Raw genomic sequence first — 17,576 nt, forward strand, 5'->3', positions numbered from 1 at the left:
GATTACCAGCTATAGGTCAGTTTCCCCGTAATCGTGCGGCCATCGCCGTAATAGCACCCGAACGAGCTGCAGCTTGCGACATAATCCTTGTCTGCAATGTTCTGCACGCCGAGCGATGCCTTGTATCCATCCTTGCTGTAGGTCAGCGCGGCGTCGAGCAGCGTTACCGCGTCGAGATCGTATGTGTTCGCGCTGTTGCCGTAGCGCTGGCCGACATAGCGCACCCCGCCGCCGATGCCGAAGCCCTTCAGCGCCGTGTTTTCATCGAAGCTGTAATTGAGCCAGAGGCTGGCTGCGTGTTCAGGCACGTTTTCCACCCGGTTTCCGTCATCCGCGCCTTCGCCGATTTCCGCATCCGTATAGGTGTAGGCGGCGCGAAGGTCGAGCCCCTGCGCAAGGCTCGCCACGCCTTCCAGCTCGACGCCCCTCACATGCACCTCGCCGATCTGCGTGGAAACGCCGTTGATGGTGCGCAGCACATTCTCCTGCCTGAGGTCATAGACGGCGGCGGCGAAGAAGCCGTTCCATCCCTCCGGCTGGTATTTGATACCCGCTTCGACCTGCTCGCCCTTCGTCGGCTCGAAGGGATTGCCGGTCCGCGCATCCGCCCCCGCAACCGGCTCGAAGGAGGTCGAATAGCTGATATAGGGCGCAAGGCCGTTATCGAAGAGGTAGCTCAGCCCCGCCCTGCCGGTCAGCTTGTGATCGTCCTGGTCGAGAGAACGCACCGCGCCGCTCAGCCCATTGGCCGACGTACCCGAGGTCTTGGCCCAGTCCTGCCGCAAGGCCAGCGTCGCCCGCCAGTTGCCGAAGGCAAGCTCATCCTGCGCATAGAGCCCGATTTGCGACATATCGCTGTCGACGGTCGTGTCGAGGGTCTGCGAGATCAAAGAGACCGGCCCGCGAACAGGATTGAGCACATCGAGCGGCGTCGCCTGGAAGAACTGCGTGCGCACATTATTGTCGAAATAGCGGTAGTCGAGCCCGAGCAGCACCTTATGTTCGAGCCCGCCCGTCTCGAATTCCGCCTGCAGATTGTTGTCGATGTTGAAGGTGTTGAGCCGCTCGTCCTGGAAGGTGGCGTTGCGGCGCAGCGTCCTGCCATCGGCCAGGAGGCCGAGCGACGACATGCCGAGCGACTGATATTCCCAATCGAAATTCGTATAGCGGGCATTTTGGCGGAAGGTCCAAGTCTCACCCAGCCGCTGCTCCAGTTCATAGCCCAGATTGGTGAGCGTGCGACCGGATTCGTCGAAGCCCTCGTCGCCGACGTAGAAATCGCGGGGCAGCCGGTATCCGCTCGAATCGATCGTATATTGCGGCGGAAGGCCCGAGGGCGAACTGGGATTATCGTGCTGGATGCTGGTCAGGATCGTAAGTTTCGTGTCCTCGTCCGGCTTCCACGTCAGCGCGGGCGCGAAGAAATAGCGGTCATTGTCGAGACTGTCCGTCTGCGCTCCGGCCGTCCGGGCAAGGCCCGTCAGCCGGTAAGCCCAATCCGGGCTCTCCTTCACCGGCCCGCCGAGATCGAAGAACCCGCCGAACGTCTCGTAGCTCCCGCCCTGGAGCCCCACCTCTCCGAAACTTTCGAACACCGGCCGCTTGCTGATCATGTTGATGAGACCGCCGGGATTGCCCTGCCCATACATGACCGAGGCCGGTCCGCGCAGCACCTCCACGCGCTCCAGCCCATAGACATCGACCGCTGGCGCCCCTGCCGTGCGCATCATGCGAAGGCCGTTGAGGAACTGCGCCTGCCCTCCGTTGAAACCCCGTATGACCGGCGCGTCGAAACGCGGGTCGGCGCCATAGGGCTCGCCCACCACGCCCGGCGTATAGTTGAGGATGCCGCCCAGCGTCTGCGTATTGCGCGCCTCGATCTCGTCACGGGTGACCACCGAAACCGATTGCTGCGTTTCGACGAGCGGCGTACCCGTCTTCGTCGCGCTGGCGCTCGAGTTGGCGACATAGCCTTTGACCGGAGCTTTCGGGTCTTCCTTGGCCGTGCCGCTATTCACGACGATGGGGGCAAGCGTGATGCCCTCCTTCTCCTGGGCTACGGACGCTGCCACACCCGCGCCGAGGCTCAAGAGCGAGGTGCTCAAAAGAAGCTGAAACCGAAAATGACGCATGACGCAGCCCACCCGCAATTAATCTGGATATTTTCCGTCATCTTTAACAGAGGGCATATATATGAATCCAATAAGCGATCGATGGATTTTCCATAAGCAAAACTTCTGATAAATACCCAGAGCATAAGCAGGAGAATTTGGTCCGATGAACATCAGGTCGAGGCAGCGCGGGCCGGAATTGGAACTCAGGCATTTGCGCTATTTCATCGCCCTGGTGGAGGAGCGGAATTTCGAGCGTGCCGCCGCGCGGCTAGGGATCGCGCAGCCGGGCTTGAGTCAGCAGATTCTGAAGCTGGAGGCGCTGGTGGGACTACCGCTCATCGACCGCGCGAAGCGCTCGGTTCACCTGACCGCGACCGGAGAGATTCTTTACGAGGACGCCCGCAAGATCGTTGGACAGGCGGAAGCGACCCTTGCTCAGCTCCGGCGCGTGGGCCGCGGGCAAACGGGCCGGATCATGATCGGCTATGTCGTATCCGCCGCCTGGTCCGGCGCGCTGACCGAAACGCTCTCCTCATTCAGGGCGGACTATCCGGAAGTAGAGCTCCAGCTTGTCCAGATCGAGATGCGCCAGCAGCTGGCGCAGATCATGGAGGGAGAGCTCGATTTCGGCTATATCCGGCCCCCTGCATCCATCCCGCCCGGGCTCAAGGTCACCACCGTGCTTCGCGAGCCGCTGGTGGCGGCGCTTCCCGCCACGCATCCGCTGGCCTCCCGGTCGGTTATAAATCTTGCCGATCTTGCCGGCGAAACCTTCATCACGCCGAAGCAGCCGCCCGACGTAGGCTTTCATGCCAACACGATAGCGGCCTGCGCCGACGCGGGCTTTACGCCTGTTATCAACACGAGCGGCCGCGATTTCACCACGACCGCCAGCATGATCGCCGTCGGCCTCGGCATCGCCCTGGTGCCGCAAAGCATGGTGGAATATCTACGCCTGCCCGGCGTGCGCTATCTGCCGCTTGACCGCAACAACATCGCGACGGAGCTCGCGGTGGCCTATCGAAAGAGCGAGAGCTCCCCGGTAGTGCGTGCATTCATCGCTCATCATCGGGCGATGAATGCACGGAAATGATAGCGCTTGGGCCGAATTCACTCGCTCGCGAGCAGGGTCTCGATATAGAGTTCGCGCAGTTCGAGCGCGAGCGCGCCGGGCTTGCCGTCGCCAATCGGCTGGCCGTCGATGGAGACAACAGGCATGACGATGGTCGAGGCGCTGGTGAAGAAGGCCTCGCTGGCGCAAAGGGCTTCCTCCACCGTGAAGGTGCGTTCCACAAAGGCGAGGTTCTTTTCCTCCACCAGCCGTAAAATGGCGCGGCGGGTCACGCCCGGCAGCACCGCGTGGGAGAGCGGGCGGGAGATGATCTCGTTGAGCCCCGTCACGATGAAGGCCGTCGAGGAGGCGCCTTCGGTGACGACGCCGTCTTCCACCATCCAGGCCTCATTGGCCCCGGCGCGCGCCGCCGCCTGCTTGGCCAGCACCTGCGCCAGCAGCGAAACGGATTTGATGTCGCGGCGCGCCCAGCGCAGGTCAGGCACGGTGATGACGGCAGCGCCCTTCGCCAACCCGGCATTGGCGCGCACGGATTTGGCTTGCGTGAACATCACCACGGTGGGCTTCAGATCGGCGGGGCAGAGGAAATCGCGCTCGAAGACACCGCGCGTCACCTCAATATAGATGAGCCCTTCGGTGAGATTGTTGCGGGCTATCAGCTCCTGCTGGATCGCCGTCCATTCCTCCTGCGTGTGCGGGTTGGGAATGCCGATTTCTCCCAGCGAACGGTCGAGGCGTTTCAGATGCGCCTCATTGTCCGCGATCCGTCCCTCGATGAGCGCCGTCACTTCATAGATGCCGTCGCCGAACAGGAAACCCCGGTCCATCACAGGGATATGTGCCTCTTTGAGAGGGAGATACTGGCCGTTTACATAGGCGATACGGGGGTATGAAAGGGGTGCCATGGGGGTATCTTTCCGGGTGAGAGGGGATAAATCGGGTTCAGCGCAGCATGGTGGACATGGCGGAGAGGCAATTGATGATGCGCACCGCTGTCTCGACATTTGGCGCACGGAAACTGAGCTCATCACCGGAAAGCCGCGTCAGGTCCGGCCATTGGCAAAAGAGATCGGCTAGCGCAGGCGTCTGCGCTCGGATGCGCGCTTCGATGGAGCCTTGCAGCACGAAGGGCTTCACCCTTTCCGCCCGCTCCAGCGCTGCCTTCATTCCTTCCCGGATCGCCGCCCGCGCTCGCTCTGGCGAAAGGCTCGTCCCGCTGTTGCAGCCATAGGCGCGCTTGGTCTCAACGAACACCGTATCGGGGAAGAGATCGCGGTTTTCGGCAATGAACACATCATCGCCGCTCGCCAGGATGACCGGAGCGCCATATTCCCCGGCGAGGGCGCCGTAAATCCCGGCTTCGCCCAGTTCCATGCCGTTGAATTCGACCCGAGCGAAGGCGAAGCTGTTGATGGTATGGGCGAGGATGCCGCGGCCATGGGCGCGGGAATGATAGCCGACAAGGCAGACCGCGTCGACACCCTGCTCCACCCCGGACATCATGCTCAAGTAGCGCGGCTTGCCCTGCACTGCGAGCGCGCGCGGGTCGAGGAGATCGGGCGGCATGTTGCGGAAGCCGCCATGGGAGTCGTTGACGAGGACTTCATCCGCCCCCGCGTCGAAGGCCCCGGCAATCGCCGCGTTCGCCTCGTGCACCATCAAAAGGCGCGCGCGCTCATATTCGGGATTGCCGGACCGGGTCTGCTCTGGGTGGTAGACTCCGGCGACGCCCTCAATATCGACGGAGATGAGAATTTTCATGGGGTTTGCTCCGAAAACAGGGAAGTCTGGTCCGCCATCACATCGAGAAGCGCCCGGCGACGATGCCCGTCGCGGCCCTCCACCGTTTCGGCATGCCAGAGCGCATGGATGATTGCCTGCTCCGCGCTATCGGCCACCGCCTGGAACAGCGGGTCGATGAGCGCGTCATGCAGCATGGCGATCTGGGGCATGGGGCGGGAGACATCCTGCGGCACCGTATAGGCGGTGGAGAAGGCGAGCGCGATGTCGCCGCTGCCATGGCCGAACACCGAGCCGGTGCGCGCCAGCCCCGCTCCGGCGCGCAAAGAAAGGCGGCGCAATTGCCGCGCGTCGAGCGGCGCGTTGGTGGCGATGATGAGGATGATCGAGCCTTTCTCCGGCTCGCCGGCAGTGGCAAGCCTCTCCGCAAGCGTCAAGCCGATGGCGCGGCCCGCCAGCATCAATTGCGCCGGCCGGCCGAAATTCGACAGCACCAACGCGCCGACCGTGTATTCGGCCCCGCCGGAAAGCACCGCAATGCGCGAGGCGCTGCCGATGCCCCCCTTGACGCCGAAGCTCGACATGCCCCGCCCGGCCCCCACCGCGCCTTGCGCGAAATCGGGACCGGCGGCCATGCACGCGCCGAGATAATGCTCCCCGGTGACCGCCATCGCCTGGATGTCGTTGAGATAGCCGTCATTGCACTCGAAAACGAGTGGATTGACCGTCGGCAGCCGCCGCCCGCATTGCGGATTAGCTGCCACGCATTGGCGGATCTGCGCCTGCGCAACCGATGCGACCGAAAAGGTATTTGTCAGCGCAATCGGCGTTTCCAGCACGCCAAGCTCTTCGACCTGCATCAGCCCGATGCTTTTGCCGAAACCGTTCAGCACCGTGGCGGAGGCGGGAACCCGGTCGCGATAGACATCGCCGGCATGGGGGCGAATGGCGGTGACGCCGGTCTGGATGGGGCCGTCGGCAAGGGTCGTGTGACCGACCGTGACGCCCGCTACGTCGGCGATTGTATTGCGCGGGCCGGGTTTAAGCGCGCCGATATGGGGCGGGAAGGGGGAGTTTTTCAACGCCCCCTCCTGGTGAATTTTAATTCTAGCCGGGAAGGTCGGCGGGACAGTACTCCCCTCCGCCCTGCCGGGCATCTCCCCCACAAGGGGGGAGATTGGCTGTCAGGTCCCCTTTCGCCAATCTCCGACGTTGCAGGGTTGGGGTCCGCCATCGATGAAGTCCAATCTCCCCCCCTGTGGGGGAGATGTCCGGCAGGGCAGAGGGGGGTGATGCCTGGAACCAGCGTTTCCACTTTCACACGCCCCTCACGTCCGATCAATCTTCGGATCGAGCGCATCGCGCAAACCATCCCCCAGCAGATTGAACGCCAGCACGGTGAAGAAAATCGCGAGGCTGGGAAACAGGGCCACATGCGGGGCATTGACCATGTCGGCGCGGGCATCGTTGAGCATCGCGCCCCATTCGGGCGTCGGCGGCTGTGCGCCCATGCCCAGAAAGGAGAGGCTGGCGGCGGTGATGATGGAGGTGCCGAGCCGCATGGTGAAATAGACGACGATGGAGGAAATCGTCCCCGGCAGGATGTGGCGCACGAGAATGGTCCAGTCCGACGCGCCGATGCTTCTTACCGCCTCGATATAGGTCATCTGCTTCAGAACCAGCGTGTTGCCGCGCACCAGGCGGGCGAAGGCGGGAACCGAGAACACCGATACCGCAACCACCACATTGATCATGGAGCTGCCGAGAATGGCGACGACGCCAATGGCAAGCAGAATGCCGGGGAAGGCGAAGAGCACGTCCGATATGCGCATGACGATGCGGTCCCACCAGCCTTCATAGTAGCCGGCGAGCAGGCCGAGCACTGTGCCCACCAGTCCGCCGAGCGCCACCGACAGAATGCCTGTCGCCAGCGAAATGCGCGCGCCCATCAGGATGCGGCTGAAAATATCGCGTCCGAGCGGATCGACGCCAAGCCAATGCGTTAGTGACGGCCCGGCATTGATCTGGTCGTAGTCGAAATAATTCTCCGCGTCGTAAGGCGCGATCCAGGGCGCGAGCACCGCCAGAAGCACGAGCAGCGCCACGAAGCCGAGCGCCACGAGCGCCACCGGCTGCTTGCGGAATTTGCGCCAGAATTCGCTCCACGGCGTGCGCACGGCTTCCGCGGCGGCGGCAAGGCTGGGGTCGAGCGGAATGGTTTCACTCATCGTCATTGCCTCACTTGTAGCGGATAGTGGGATTGATGAAGCCATAGAGCACATCCACGATGAGATTGATCAGGATGAATTCCAGCGAGAACAGGAGCACCAGCCCCTGGATGACGGGGTAGTCACGCTGGTTGACGGAATCGACCAGCAGACGCCCCAGCCCCGGCCAGTTGAACACCGCCTCTACGACGATGGAGCCGCCGAGCAGGAAGCCGAATTGCAGGCCCATCATGGTCACGACAGGGATCAGCGCATTACGCAGGCAGTGCTTGGCGATCACGACGCGCTCGTTGAGGCCCTTGGCCCGCGCGGTGCGCACGAAATCTTCGCTGATCACATCGACGAAGGAGGCGCGGGTGAAGCGCGCCATGACAGCGGCGACCGCCGCGCCGAGCGTCAGCGACGGCAGGATGTAGTTCCTCCAGCCATCCGCGCCCACCGTCGGCAGCCAGCCGAGCTGGACGGAGAAAACCTGCATGAGCAGCATTCCAAGCGCGAAGGCGGGGAAGGAGATGCCCGATACCGCCAGCGCCATGCCGAGCCTGTCGGGCCATTGATTGCGGTAAACGGCGGAAACAATGCCGATACCCATGCCGAAGGCGACGGCCCAGACCATGCTGGTGACGGTGAGCAGCAGTGTCGGCATGAAGCGCTCCGCAATCTCGGTCGAGACCGGGCGGCGTGTGCGGATCGAGGTGCCGAGATTGCCCTCGAGCAAATGGCCGAAATAGGTGACGAACTGTTCGGGCAATGGCCGGTCCAGCCCCAGCTCGCTGCGCACCAGCGCGATCGTCTGCTCGTCCGCGTCCTGCCCCGCCGCAAGCCGCGCCGGGTCGCCGGGCAGCATATGCACGAAAAGGAAGACGAGCACTGAAACGATCAACAGCGTCGGGATCAAGCCCATGAGCCGTTTCAGGAAATAATGGAGCATGGTTCAGCCCTGCGATGGATGAGGGAAAAGCCCGGCGCGCACCGCGGGGGATTGCAGTGCGCGCCGGCCCAGCGGGATGCGTTACTGCGTAACGGTGATCTCGCTGGAATCGATGTTGCCGTCGGGCTGAACATAGACGCCCGACAGGCGCTTCGAAGTGGCGTAGAGGATTTTCTCAGTCACCAGGGGCGCCCAGGGCACGTCCTTGGCGATCTGCTCTTGAGCCTGCTTGTAAAGGTCGGCTTTCTCGTCATCTTTGGTCGTACGCAGCGCCTTGGCGAGAAGCTCATCCACCGTCTTGTTGCTGTAATAGGCGGTGTTGTTGAGACCGGGGGCCCAGGCTTCTGTGCCAAGCAGCGGACGCAGCGCCCAGTCGGTCTCGCCGGTCGAGGACGACCAGCCGATATAATACATGCGCACGGGGGCGGTCTTCGGATCGGGCCATGCGTTGACGAGTTCCGTGCGCTCGCCGGGTTCGAGCGCCCGGATCTTGGCCTTGATGCCCACCTGGGCTAGCTGCTGCTGCAGGAACTGGATCGTCTTCTGCGCCGTGGTGGTGTTGTAGCCGCTCCAGAGCGTCGTTTCGAATCCATCAGGAAAGCCTGCCTCCTTCAGAAGCTCACGCGCCTTGGCCGGATCGTAGGGCGAGGGGTCGATCTTGTGGGCAAAGGCCACACCATCAGGCACATAGCCTTGGGCCGGGGCCGCGAAACCGTTGAAGGCGACCTTGGCGAGCGCCTCCCTATTGATGGCGTAGTTGATCGCCTGGCGCACGCGGATGTCGTCGAACGGCTTCTGCAGCATGTTGAAGCTGACATAGCGCATGATGATCGAGGGAGCGACCGTCACATTGAGCTTGTCATTGGCCTGCAAGGCCTTCGCCTGCTCATAGGGCAGCGTATAAGCGAAGTCCGCCTCGCCGGTCTGCAGCATCGCTGAGCGGGTGTTGTTCTCGGGCACCGGCTTCCAGATGATGGCGTCGATCTTCGGGTAGCCTTGCTTCCAATAGCCGTCGAACTTCTTGCCCTTGACGTGGTCGGTCTGCTTCCATTCCTCGAAGACGAACGGGCCGGTGCCAACCGGATGAAGCGCGATGTCCTTGTTGCCGTATTTGGCGAGCGCCGCCGGCGAGATGATCGCCGCCGAAGCATGGGCGAGCGTGTTGATGAAGGGGCTGAACGGCTCCTTCAGAGTGACCTTCACTTCGTAAGGCCCGGTCGCTTCCACCTTGGCGACGCGGTTGAACTGGTTGTAGCGCAGAAGCTTGTTGTCCTTGTTCATCACGCGATCCAGCGTGACCTTGACGGCCTCGGAGTTGAAGTCGGTGCCGTCATGGAATTTTACGCCCTGGCGCAGCTTGAACGTATAGACGAGGCCATCGTCGGAGACGGTGTAGCTCTCGGCCAGCACCGGCTGCACTTTCAGGTCCTTGTCGAAGCCGAACAGGCCCTCGTAGAAGGATTTGGTGACTGCGGTGGTCAGCGTCGTGTTGGTGTTGTAGGGGTCGAGCGTTTCGGGCGGATTGGAGATGGCGAGCACGGGCGTTTCCGCCGCAAGCGCCGGTCCGGCGCCGAGCGCTGTCAGGGCGAGAAGTCCAAGAGCCAATCGGCGGCCCCGGTGGAGAATTCTGGTCATGCTAATGTTCCCTCTGTTGTTGATATTGAGAGTTTATCCGCGTCCGAAGACGCCGACGGGGTGATGGGCGACGAAATGACCGGGGCCGACCTCGACAAGTGGCTCGACCATGGGCTCGTCGCCGATGGCGCGCACCGGGCTCGGCAACTCGTCGGTGGCCGGCTCGCGGCGCAAATGACGGCGGGCCGGATCCGCAACCGGGACAGCGGCCATGAGCTTGCGCGTATAGGGATGCTGCGGGTTTTCGAAAATGGCGCGGCGCGGGCCGATCTCGACGATCTGGCCCAGATACATCACCGCCACGCGATGGCTGATGCGCTCGACCACCGCCATGTCGTGCGAGATGAAGAGATAGGCGACGCCCAGTTCTCGCTGCAGATCGAGCATCAGATTGACGATCTGCGCCTGGATCGAAACGTCGAGCGCGGACACCGCCTCGTCGGCGATCACCACCTTGGGGTTCAGCGCGAGGGCGCGGGCAATGGCGATGCGCTGGCGCTGGCCGCCGGAAAATTCGTGCGGATAGCGCTGGGCATGGGCGGGCGAGAGTCCGACCTTCTGCAGCAGCCATTCGACGCGCTCCTCCGCCTTCCGCCCCTTGGCCACGCCATGCACCAGCAGCGGCTCCATGATGGAGAAGCCGACGGTGACGCGCGGGTCGAGCGAGGCGAACGGGTCCTGAAAGATGAACTGGATGTTGCGCCTGAGGCTGCGCAACTCGCTTTTCGGCAGGTTCAGAACGTTGCGTCCGTCAAACTCGATCGCGCCACCCTGGCTGTTGACCAGCCGCAGCAGCGAGCGCCCGGTGGTGGACTTGCCGCAGCCGGATTCGCCCACCAGCGCCAGCGTTTCCCCCGGATGGAGGTCGAAACTGACCTTCTCGACGGCGTGAACCCGCCGCGTCACGCGGTTCATAAGGCCGCCGCGGATGTCGAAGCGCGTCATCAGATCCTTCACGCGCAGGATGGGGGCGGTGTCAGGCTGTACCGTATCCTGCGGCGCGGCCTCAACGGGAGCCTCTTGCGCATCGACACGCAGCAGGTCGAATTTGCGCGGCAAATCGGTGCCCGTCATCGCGCCGAGGCGGGGCACGGCGGAGAGGAGGGCCCGCGTGTACGGATGGCGCGGCGCGGAGAACACGGTTTCGGAAGGACCTTCCTCCACCTTGTCGCCGCGGCACATCACCAGAACGCGGTCGGCAACTTCCGCAACGACACCCATGTCGTGGGTGATGAACACCACGCCCATCTTCATCTCTTCCTGCAAGACGCGAATGAGCTGAAGGATCTGCGCCTGAATGGTGACGTCGAGCGCGGTGGTCGGCTCGTCGGCGATGAGCAGCGATGGCTTGCAGGAAAGCGCCATGGCGATCATCACGCGCTGGCGCATGCCGCCGGAGAGCTGGTGCGGATAGCGGTCGAGCACATTGCGCGCCTCGGGAATGCGCACCAGATCGAGCATCCGCAGCGCTTCGGCCCGCGCCGCGCTGGGGTTCTTGCCCTGATGAACGCGGATCGCCTCGGCGATCTGGTCCCCGGCGGTGAAGACCGGGTTCAACGACGTCATCGGCTCCTGGAAGATCATGGCGATGTCCGCGCCGCGAATGGAGCGCATCGCCGCATTGTTCGCACGCGCCAGATCGAGCACCGCGCCCGAGCGGCGGCGGAAATTCATGGCTCCGGAGGCGATGCGACCGCCGCCATGCTCCACCAGGCGCATCAGCGCGAGCGAGGTGACCGATTTGCCCGAGCCGGACTCGCCGACGATGGCCAGCGTTTCGCCCCGCCCGACCTGGAAGGAGAGATCGTTGACCGCCGTCACCACTCGCTCCGAGGTGGAGAAGCGCACCGTGAGGTTGCGAACATCCAAAACCTGCCCCTCCGCCAGCGCGGGCGGTTGGACGGGATGAGGAGCGGTGAGGGTTGCGGAAGAAGCCATGGACGATCCCACTCGATCTTAAAAGGCGGAAATACCGGACGGATGTTCGAAGATGGCGGTGTGGACGGTGTCGCCGACGCGGGCGTATCCGCGGTACATCCCCTCGGTGTTGAAGGGCAGCGAGATATTGCCTTTCGCGTCGACGGCGATGAGACCGCCACGCCCGCCAACGGGCGGCAATATCTCCATCACGATCTGCCGCGCCGCCTCGTCCAGCGTCGCGCCCGCATAGGCCATACGCGCGGCGAGATCATGGCTGGCGACGGTGCGAATGAAGGCTTCGCCAAGGCCCGTGCAGGAAATCGCCGCCGTCCGGTTGTCGGCATAGGTTCCCGCGCCGATCAGCGCGGAATCGCTGACGCGCCCGGGCCGCTTGTTGGTGACGCCGCCGGTGGAGGTGGCAGCGGCGAGATTGCCATTGATATCGAGCACAACCGCGCCGACAGTGCCGAACTTCCGGTCCTCGTCAAGCGGCCTGCCGCCGCCATCATGGTCGAGAACTGATTGTGCCGTTCCCTGAACGCGGTGAAGCTGCTCGCGGCGGAATTCGATGGAGAAATATGAAGGCTCCACCATCTCCAGCCCCATTTCGCGCGCCATCGCTTCCGCGCCGAGGCCGGACATCAGCACGTGCTCGCCCTGGTCGAGCACTGCGCGGGCGGCGAGAACCGGGTTGCGGATATGGCTGACGCCCGCCACCGCTCCCGCCCGCAGCGTCGCGCCGTCCATCACCGCCGCGTCGAGCTCGTGGGTAGCCGCGCGGGTAAACACGGCGCCGCGCCCGGCGTTGAACAGCGGATTATCCTCGAGCCGCCTGACTGCCTGCCCGACGACGTCGAGCGCCGCCGCGCCGCTGCCCAAAGCCTGCTGCGCCTCAGCGAGGATTTCGGTGAGCGCGGCATGGTAGGCAGCTTCCTGGGCGGGGCTCATGCTTGCCCGGGTGAGCGTGCCTGCTCCGCCGTGAATGGCGATGACGGGTCGGATGGAGGTCATTTCGGTTCCTTGCGCGGGGTAGTGATCTTGCGCCCTTCAACAACCGGGCGCAGCCTGTCGGAGTGGCTGCCATGCAGCCAGGGCAGTACGGCCTCGGTCAGCTGCTGCGCCGCCTTGACCGACAGGCCGGAGGCATGGGAGACCGCGCTGTTGAGCGCTTCGATCAAAGCCAGCGCACTGGCGTCGGAGCTGGCGTAATACTGGCTCTCGGTGCTCGCATAGAGCGCGATTTCAGCAAGCGGCGCGATGGGGGAATTGGGGCCGTCGGTCAGGGCAACGAGCTTGACTCCGGCCTCGTGCACGCGCCGCGCCAGCCAGACCGTATCGGTGAAATAGCGAGGGAAGGCGATGGCGATGACCAGATCGTCTGGCTTCAGACGATGCAGCACTCGGGCGGCATAGGAGGATCCCTCGACATTCGCGAGGAGCTGCACGTTCTCGCAATAGAGCTCGAGATTGCGCAGGAGCAGGCCGCCGAGCCAGCTGCTGCTGCCATAGCCCATGATGAAAACCCGTCTGGCGGCAAGAATGGCCTCGACGGCGCGGGCGCATTCTCCCGCATCCAGCCCCTGCCGGGTCCGTTCGATATTGCCGGTCATATCGGCAAGGGCGGCGGAAAACACATCGGCAACGCCGGCTGACTGGTCGAGCTTGCTGCGCAGCTTCTCCACCGGGGCCAACGCCGCCTCGAAGCCGAGCACCAGCGCCGCGCGGAACTGCGCATAGCCTTCGAAATCGAGCGCCCTTGCAAAACGATTGGCGGTGGCGACGGAAACGCCGGTCGCGGCGGCGAGCTCATCGATCGGCATGGCCGCGACCCGCAGGGGATGATCGAGCACATAATCCGCGATCTGCCGGTGCGATGGCGACAGCGCGGCATGCGCTATGCGTTGCGCGATAGATGGATTGCCGGGAAGCACCGTCATCTCAAAACCTGTTCCGCCTCATCCGCGCCGTTGTTTCGGCTCGTGATTGAAAATTTTCATTGTGAGGTAGCTAACGATATTTTTTTATCGCGCGCAAGGGGACGCTGCCGGATGTGAGCAAATATATCACCCCGCTTGGCTGGCAGCATATAAGCTTGGCCGGGGATTACATCTGGACCCCGACTGACGGCCCCGATCTGAGGCCGCTACGGCGAAAGCAGTGCACCAAGGTAGGTTTTTGCCGCGCCCGGCCACGGACCGACAAGTAATTGTCGGTTGATTATAAGAAACGCTTAGTATTTAAATATACATAGGAATAGTTATCAGGGAATCATAGGTTATTAATGGTTTTTCATTGTTTAATCCTGTTCTATGGCGACGCCGCCAAAATGTCCTCATCCGTGATTGAGCGGCGAAGCCCCGGGGCCGCAGCTTGCCGTTTATGAACAAGGCCGGGAGCCGCTGTTTGCTTGAAACACAGATGTGCTGAGACGGATTGGATGATTGCAAGGCGGAAGCGGCGGGGCGATCGGAAGGGACGATCGGCGGGATTTCAAGACAGCCCGGCTGGGGCGATGGCTGCGCTGCTGCTCGCGCTCGCGGCAGGTCCGGCAAGCGCCAAGGAATTGTAGAACGAGAGCAGCGATGGTGGACCCTTCGACCAACAAAGTGTTGAATGATGCCGTGTTCGCAGGGACAGCCGGCACGGCAACGGCGAGCGTTCCCATCACGGCGCATAACCTCAGCTTCAGTGTCGCCAACTATACCATTACCGGCCAACGATCACGCTTGGCGGCACCAAGCCCACCATTACCACCGCTACCGCCGCGACGGCGACCGCCACCATAACCTCCAGTCTTGCCGGCGCCGCAGGCCTGATCAAGGCGGGTGGAGGCACTCTGTCTCTCAAAGGCACGAACACTTTCAGCGGCGGCATCAACGTCACGGGCGGAACCCTTGACGTCCAAAACGATGCGGCGCTGGGCGATGCCGGCAACGGCGTGACGTTGGCTGGCACCACTCTGAACAGCGCGGGTGGACTCACGCCGAGCCGCGTCATCACGCTTGCTTCCGGCAACAGCACCGTAGGTGGAGGCGCGGGTTCCGCCCGCATCACGGGTTCGGGCAATCTGATGGTTGCTTCGCCTCCCGAGGTTCGGTTGAGGGGACATCGCCGTGGCGAAGATGTGCATAGCGCCGTATCGGGGCTGTGTCGATCCGGCACTATTCGTTTTAAGCGAATAATAAAATCAGTTTTGTCGGCCTTATCTCAAAGTGCGTCAACCGCCACATCCGGCTTCACCTGATCGGCCTGCTTGATCAGGCTAAAGCCAAGGGAAGACAAATGGACAATAGAAAAATCGATTTAAGCGACATGCTGGTGCTCGGTGCCGGGCAGCTCGGCATGGCCGTACTGCGCGCACTCGCGCCGAGGGTGCGGGCGGCGAATGAGCTGCTCACCGTTCTGGTAGCTCCCCAGATGGTGAATAATCCGTCCGAACAGGACAGGGCAAACCTGGCGGAGCTCAAGGCGCTTGGTCTGGAGATCATGGGCTTCGATCTGGGCGCCGACGAGAATGCGCTCGCCGACCTGTTCAAGCGCTATCGGACCGTGGTGAACTGCACCGGCTTCGTCGCCGTCCGGGGACGCAATTGAGTATCACGCGGGCTGTGCTGGCGGCGGGCGTCAGCCGGTACTTCCCGTGGCAGTTCGGCGTCGATTACGACATCGTCGGCCGCGGTAGCGGGCAACCCGTGTTTGACGAGCAGCACGAAGTTCGCGAACTGCTCCGCGCTCAAAGGGCCACCGAATGGGTGATCGTGTCGACCGGCATGTTCACCAGCTTCCTGTTCGAGCCGGCCTTCGACGTGGTCAATCTCGATCGCCAGACGATTCATGGGCTCGGCAGCTGGAATACCAAGGTTACGGTGACAACGCCCGAGGACGTCGGAAAACTGACAACCGAAATCCTTCTGGCCGAACCGCGGGTCGTCGACGAGGTTGTCTATGTCGCGGGCGACACGATCTCCTACGGTCAGCTCGCGGAAGTGGTCGAACGGGTCACCGGTCGCAAATTTGAGAAGACCGAATGGACCTTGGACAAATTGCGCGCCGATCTGGCCGCCGCGCCAAGCGATGTGATGGCCCGGTATCGCGCTGCGTTCGCTCTGGGCGATGGCATGTGGTGGGACAAGTCGCGCACCTTTAACGAACGGAAGGGCCTCAAGGTCACGGACGTCGAGGAATATCTGCGCGCGCGGGTGAACTGAGGCGTTCTATATCCATCGGTGCTCGCCTTATCCGCGGGCACCGACACTCTTCGCAACATGCCGGCCAATGACAAGACCCGGGCGGTGCCCCACATGGGCATTGGGCTGCTCATCGGCGAGAATCTCGACTGGTTCAAGGTTTGCAGCCTCTGTTTGTCGGACAGGCAATGCGCTGCAATCAGAGCTTACGTTCGATGTGATGGCTGCGTCGTACCCGCTGCTCTCGATCATCGACAATACCGAATATATCCTCGCCATCGAACTGATGGCGGGGTGCCAAGCCCATGATTTCTCATCGGCACGGCCTCTCGCGCGTCCGGCACGGAAGCGATCCATGCGCTTGTGCGCAGCCGTATTTCACACTATGCCGACGACCGCTCGCTCCATGGCGACATCGAGACGCTGCGCAATCTCATCCGCGAGACCGCACCCGGAAATCGGCTGAAAGGACAGGAAATGACAGCACAATTCGACGTCGCCGTCATCGGTCTCGGTGCAATGGGGAGCGCCGCGCTTTCCTATCTCTCGGCGCGCGGGGTGAAAGGCATCGGCATCGAGGCCTATCATCCCGCCCATGCGCTAAGCTCGTCGCATGGCGACAGCCGGCTCATTCGTCTCGGCTATTTCGAAGACCCATCCTATGTGCCGCTGTTGAAGCGCGCCTATCTCAACTGGCGCGGGCTGGAGGCGCGGCTCAGAAGTGATATCCTGACCGAAACCGGCGTCCTGCAGATCGGCAATCCCGATAGCAAGATCCTCTCGGGCACGCGCGCTTCATGCGAACTGCATGGCCTCGCCCATGAGATACTGGACGCCGCGGAAATGGCCGTCCGCTTTCCCGCCTTCCAGCTCGATCCCGACGAAGTCGCCGTTTTCGATCCGCGTGGCGGTTACTTACGCCCGGAAGCGGCCATTGCAGGCTATTTGAAATTGGCGGCGCAGGACGGCGCGGTCCTCCATTTCGGCGAAAAGATCACGGCAATCGAGCCCGACGATGCGGGCGTCACCGTCGTTTCCGCCCATGCGCGCTACCGGGCGAAGAAAATCATCGTCTCCACCGGCGCGTGGATTTCCGAACTCGTCCCGGCCTTGGCTAAACATGCCCAACCCATCCGGCAGGTCGTCGCCTGGTATCAGCCGCGCGACGGCTTCGTGACAAGGCCTGAGCGGATGCCGTGCTTCCTGCGCGACGAAGGGGAGGGCGGCTCCTATTTCGGCTTCCCTGCTATCGGCGCCGATGGCGTCAAGGTCGGCCGTCACGCGCATTTCCTGGAGCCGATCGATCCGAATGAGCCGAACCCGCCTGTCAACGACAGGGATACGGCGCTTCTCGACGGCTTCATCGGCAAACGGGTGCCGGCTGCTGCGGGCCAGCGCGTCAATGCCGTCACCTGCCGCTACACCATGCTGCCCTCCGAGGATTTCCTCCTCGATTTATTGCCCGGCGAGTCGCGCATCGTCGTGGCCTCGCCCTGCTCGGGCCACGGCTTCAAGTTCACCAGCGTGGTCGGCGAAATTCTCGCCGATCTCACTCTCGACGGCGGCACGGCGCTGCCGGTGTCGGCGTTTTCCTTTGCCGCCATGGACGCATTCGTGGCGAAGCAGGCCGCGCCCGGAATGATCAAGCCTATTGCACAGCGCTGTCATCGCCTTGATGATTTTATGACAAAACTGAAAAACGGCTGAAAACCTCCGTCAGCAAACTGACACTCACGCCTTCTAAAGAGA

At 62.9% G+C, this 17,576-nt stretch carries 15 protein-coding genes; 5 read left to right on the top strand and 10 right to left on the bottom strand.

All coding sequences use genetic code 11. The features are described from left to right. Positions 1–2: 2 nt before the first annotated feature. On the bottom strand, positions 3–2,132 hold the full coding sequence (locus IEX53_RS06240; protein WP_188822546.1) for a TonB-dependent siderophore receptor: 2,130 nt from the start codon (positions 2,130–2,132) through the stop codon (positions 3–5). A 145-nt stretch (positions 2,133–2,277) separates the two neighbouring features. Here IEX53_RS06240 and IEX53_RS06245 point away from each other — a divergent pair, with 145 nt between their 5' ends. Further along, positions 2,278–3,207 (top strand): LysR substrate-binding domain-containing protein, encoded by a 930-nt coding sequence (locus IEX53_RS06245; RefSeq protein WP_188822548.1) that lies wholly within the window; start codon positions 2,278–2,280, stop codon positions 3,205–3,207. Between the two features lie 17 nt (positions 3,208–3,224). Here the strand turns inward: IEX53_RS06245 and IEX53_RS06250 are convergent, their stop codons facing one another. The 9 genes from IEX53_RS06250 to IEX53_RS06290 all read right to left on the bottom strand — a co-directional run bounded on the left by IEX53_RS06250 (position 3,225) and on the right by IEX53_RS06290 (position 13,577). Beyond that, the gene (locus IEX53_RS06250; RefSeq protein WP_188822550.1) at positions 3,225–4,091 is read right to left on the bottom strand and encodes a D-amino-acid transaminase; all 867 of its coding nucleotides are present in this window, start codon (positions 4,089–4,091) and stop codon (positions 3,225–3,227) included. Between the two features lie 37 nt (positions 4,092–4,128). Beyond that, entirely contained in the window at positions 4,129–4,947 is an 819-nt protein-coding gene (locus IEX53_RS06255; protein WP_188822552.1) for a M55 family metallopeptidase, read from the bottom strand. Further along, positions 4,944–6,008, bottom strand: a complete 1,065-nt coding sequence (locus tag IEX53_RS06260; RefSeq protein WP_236016064.1) for a DmpA family aminopeptidase — start codon at positions 6,006–6,008, stop codon at positions 4,944–4,946. The genes IEX53_RS06255 and IEX53_RS06260 overlap by 4 nt, the downstream gene beginning before the upstream one ends. A 246-nt stretch (positions 6,009–6,254) precedes the next feature. After that, positions 6,255–7,154 (bottom strand): glutathione ABC transporter permease GsiD, encoded by a 900-nt coding sequence (gene gsiD / locus IEX53_RS06265; protein WP_188822555.1) that lies wholly within the window; start codon positions 7,152–7,154, stop codon positions 6,255–6,257. A gap of 10 nt (positions 7,155–7,164) precedes the next feature. Beyond that, the gene (gene gsiC / locus IEX53_RS06270) at positions 7,165–8,085 is read right to left on the bottom strand and encodes a glutathione ABC transporter permease GsiC (protein ID WP_188822557.1); all 921 of its coding nucleotides are present in this window, start codon (positions 8,083–8,085) and stop codon (positions 7,165–7,167) included. 81 nt (positions 8,086–8,166) lie between these two features. Then, the gene (gene gsiB, locus IEX53_RS06275; RefSeq protein WP_188822559.1) at positions 8,167–9,720 is read right to left on the bottom strand and encodes a glutathione ABC transporter substrate-binding protein GsiB; all 1,554 of its coding nucleotides are present in this window, start codon (positions 9,718–9,720) and stop codon (positions 8,167–8,169) included. Between the two features lie 33 nt (positions 9,721–9,753). After that, a complete protein-coding gene (locus IEX53_RS06280) occupies positions 9,754–11,658 on the bottom strand; it encodes a dipeptide ABC transporter ATP-binding protein (RefSeq protein ID WP_188822561.1) in 1,905 nt (634 codons plus the stop codon). A gap of 18 nt (positions 11,659–11,676) precedes the next feature. Further along, a complete protein-coding gene (locus IEX53_RS06285; RefSeq protein WP_188822562.1) occupies positions 11,677–12,651 on the bottom strand; it encodes an isoaspartyl peptidase/L-asparaginase family protein in 975 nt (324 codons plus the stop codon). Next, complete coding sequence (locus IEX53_RS06290) at positions 12,648–13,577, bottom strand: MurR/RpiR family transcriptional regulator (RefSeq protein WP_188822564.1); 930 nt, start codon at positions 13,575–13,577, stop codon at positions 12,648–12,650. The genes IEX53_RS06285 and IEX53_RS06290 overlap by 4 nt, the downstream gene beginning before the upstream one ends. Positions 13,578–14,455: 878 nt before the next feature. Between IEX53_RS06290 and IEX53_RS24350 the strand changes: the two genes are divergently transcribed. The 4 genes from IEX53_RS24350 to solA all read left to right on the top strand — a co-directional run bounded on the left by IEX53_RS24350 (position 14,456) and on the right by solA (position 17,534). Continuing rightward, positions 14,456–14,884 carry an autotransporter-associated beta strand repeat-containing protein gene (locus tag IEX53_RS24350; RefSeq protein ID WP_373288602.1) on the top strand — a complete coding sequence of 143 codons (429 nt, stop codon included), beginning with the start codon at positions 14,456–14,458 and terminating at the stop codon, positions 14,882–14,884. 38 nt (positions 14,885–14,922) lie between these two features. After that, positions 14,923–15,234 carry a Rossmann-fold NAD(P)-binding domain-containing protein gene (locus IEX53_RS23670; RefSeq protein ID WP_210311630.1) on the top strand — a complete coding sequence of 104 codons (312 nt, stop codon included), beginning with the start codon at positions 14,923–14,925 and terminating at the stop codon, positions 15,232–15,234. Further along, a complete protein-coding gene (locus IEX53_RS06300; RefSeq protein ID WP_210311631.1) occupies positions 15,231–15,848 on the top strand; it encodes an aromatic alcohol reductase in 618 nt (205 codons plus the stop codon). The genes IEX53_RS23670 and IEX53_RS06300 overlap by 4 nt, the downstream gene beginning before the upstream one ends. Before the next feature lie 456 nt (positions 15,849–16,304). Next, positions 16,305–17,534, top strand: a complete 1,230-nt coding sequence (gene solA, locus IEX53_RS06305; protein ID WP_188823025.1) for an N-methyl-L-tryptophan oxidase — start codon at positions 16,305–16,307, stop codon at positions 17,532–17,534. Positions 17,535–17,576 lie beyond the last annotated feature (42 nt).

The organism is Paramesorhizobium endophyticum (assembly GCF_014640615.1).
Classification (GTDB): domain Bacteria; phylum Pseudomonadota; class Alphaproteobacteria; order Rhizobiales; family Rhizobiaceae; genus Paramesorhizobium; species Paramesorhizobium endophyticum.

Coding starts and splice junctions, on each gene's coding strand:
- solA (WP_188823025.1), top strand. CDS start 16,305: ATGACAGCACAATTCGACGTCGCCGTCATCGGTCTCGGTGCAATGGGG.
- gsiD (WP_188822555.1), bottom strand. CDS start 7,154: ATGAGTGAAACCATTCCGCTCGACCCCAGCCTTGCCGCCGCCGCGGAA.
- gsiC (WP_188822557.1), bottom strand. CDS start 8,085: ATGCTCCATTATTTCCTGAAACGGCTCATGGGCTTGATCCCGACGCTG.
- IEX53_RS06280 (WP_188822561.1), bottom strand. CDS start 11,658: ATGGCTTCTTCCGCAACCCTCACCGCTCCTCATCCCGTCCAACCGCCC.
- IEX53_RS06250 (WP_188822550.1), bottom strand. CDS start 4,091: ATGGCACCCCTTTCATACCCCCGTATCGCCTATGTAAACGGCCAGTAT.
- IEX53_RS06240 (WP_188822546.1), bottom strand. CDS start 2,132: ATGCGTCATTTTCGGTTTCAGCTTCTTTTGAGCACCTCGCTCTTGAGC.
- IEX53_RS06245 (WP_188822548.1), top strand. CDS start 2,278: ATGAACATCAGGTCGAGGCAGCGCGGGCCGGAATTGGAACTCAGGCAT.
- IEX53_RS06285 (WP_188822562.1), bottom strand. CDS start 12,651: ATGACCTCCATCCGACCCGTCATCGCCATTCACGGCGGAGCAGGCACG.
- IEX53_RS23670 (WP_210311630.1), top strand. CDS start 14,923: ATGGACAATAGAAAAATCGATTTAAGCGACATGCTGGTGCTCGGTGCC.
- IEX53_RS06255 (WP_188822552.1), bottom strand. CDS start 4,947: ATGAAAATTCTCATCTCCGTCGATATTGAGGGCGTCGCCGGAGTCTAC.
- gsiB (WP_188822559.1), bottom strand. CDS start 9,720: ATGACCAGAATTCTCCACCGGGGCCGCCGATTGGCTCTTGGACTTCTC.
- IEX53_RS06290 (WP_188822564.1), bottom strand. CDS start 13,577: ATGACGGTGCTTCCCGGCAATCCATCTATCGCGCAACGCATAGCGCAT.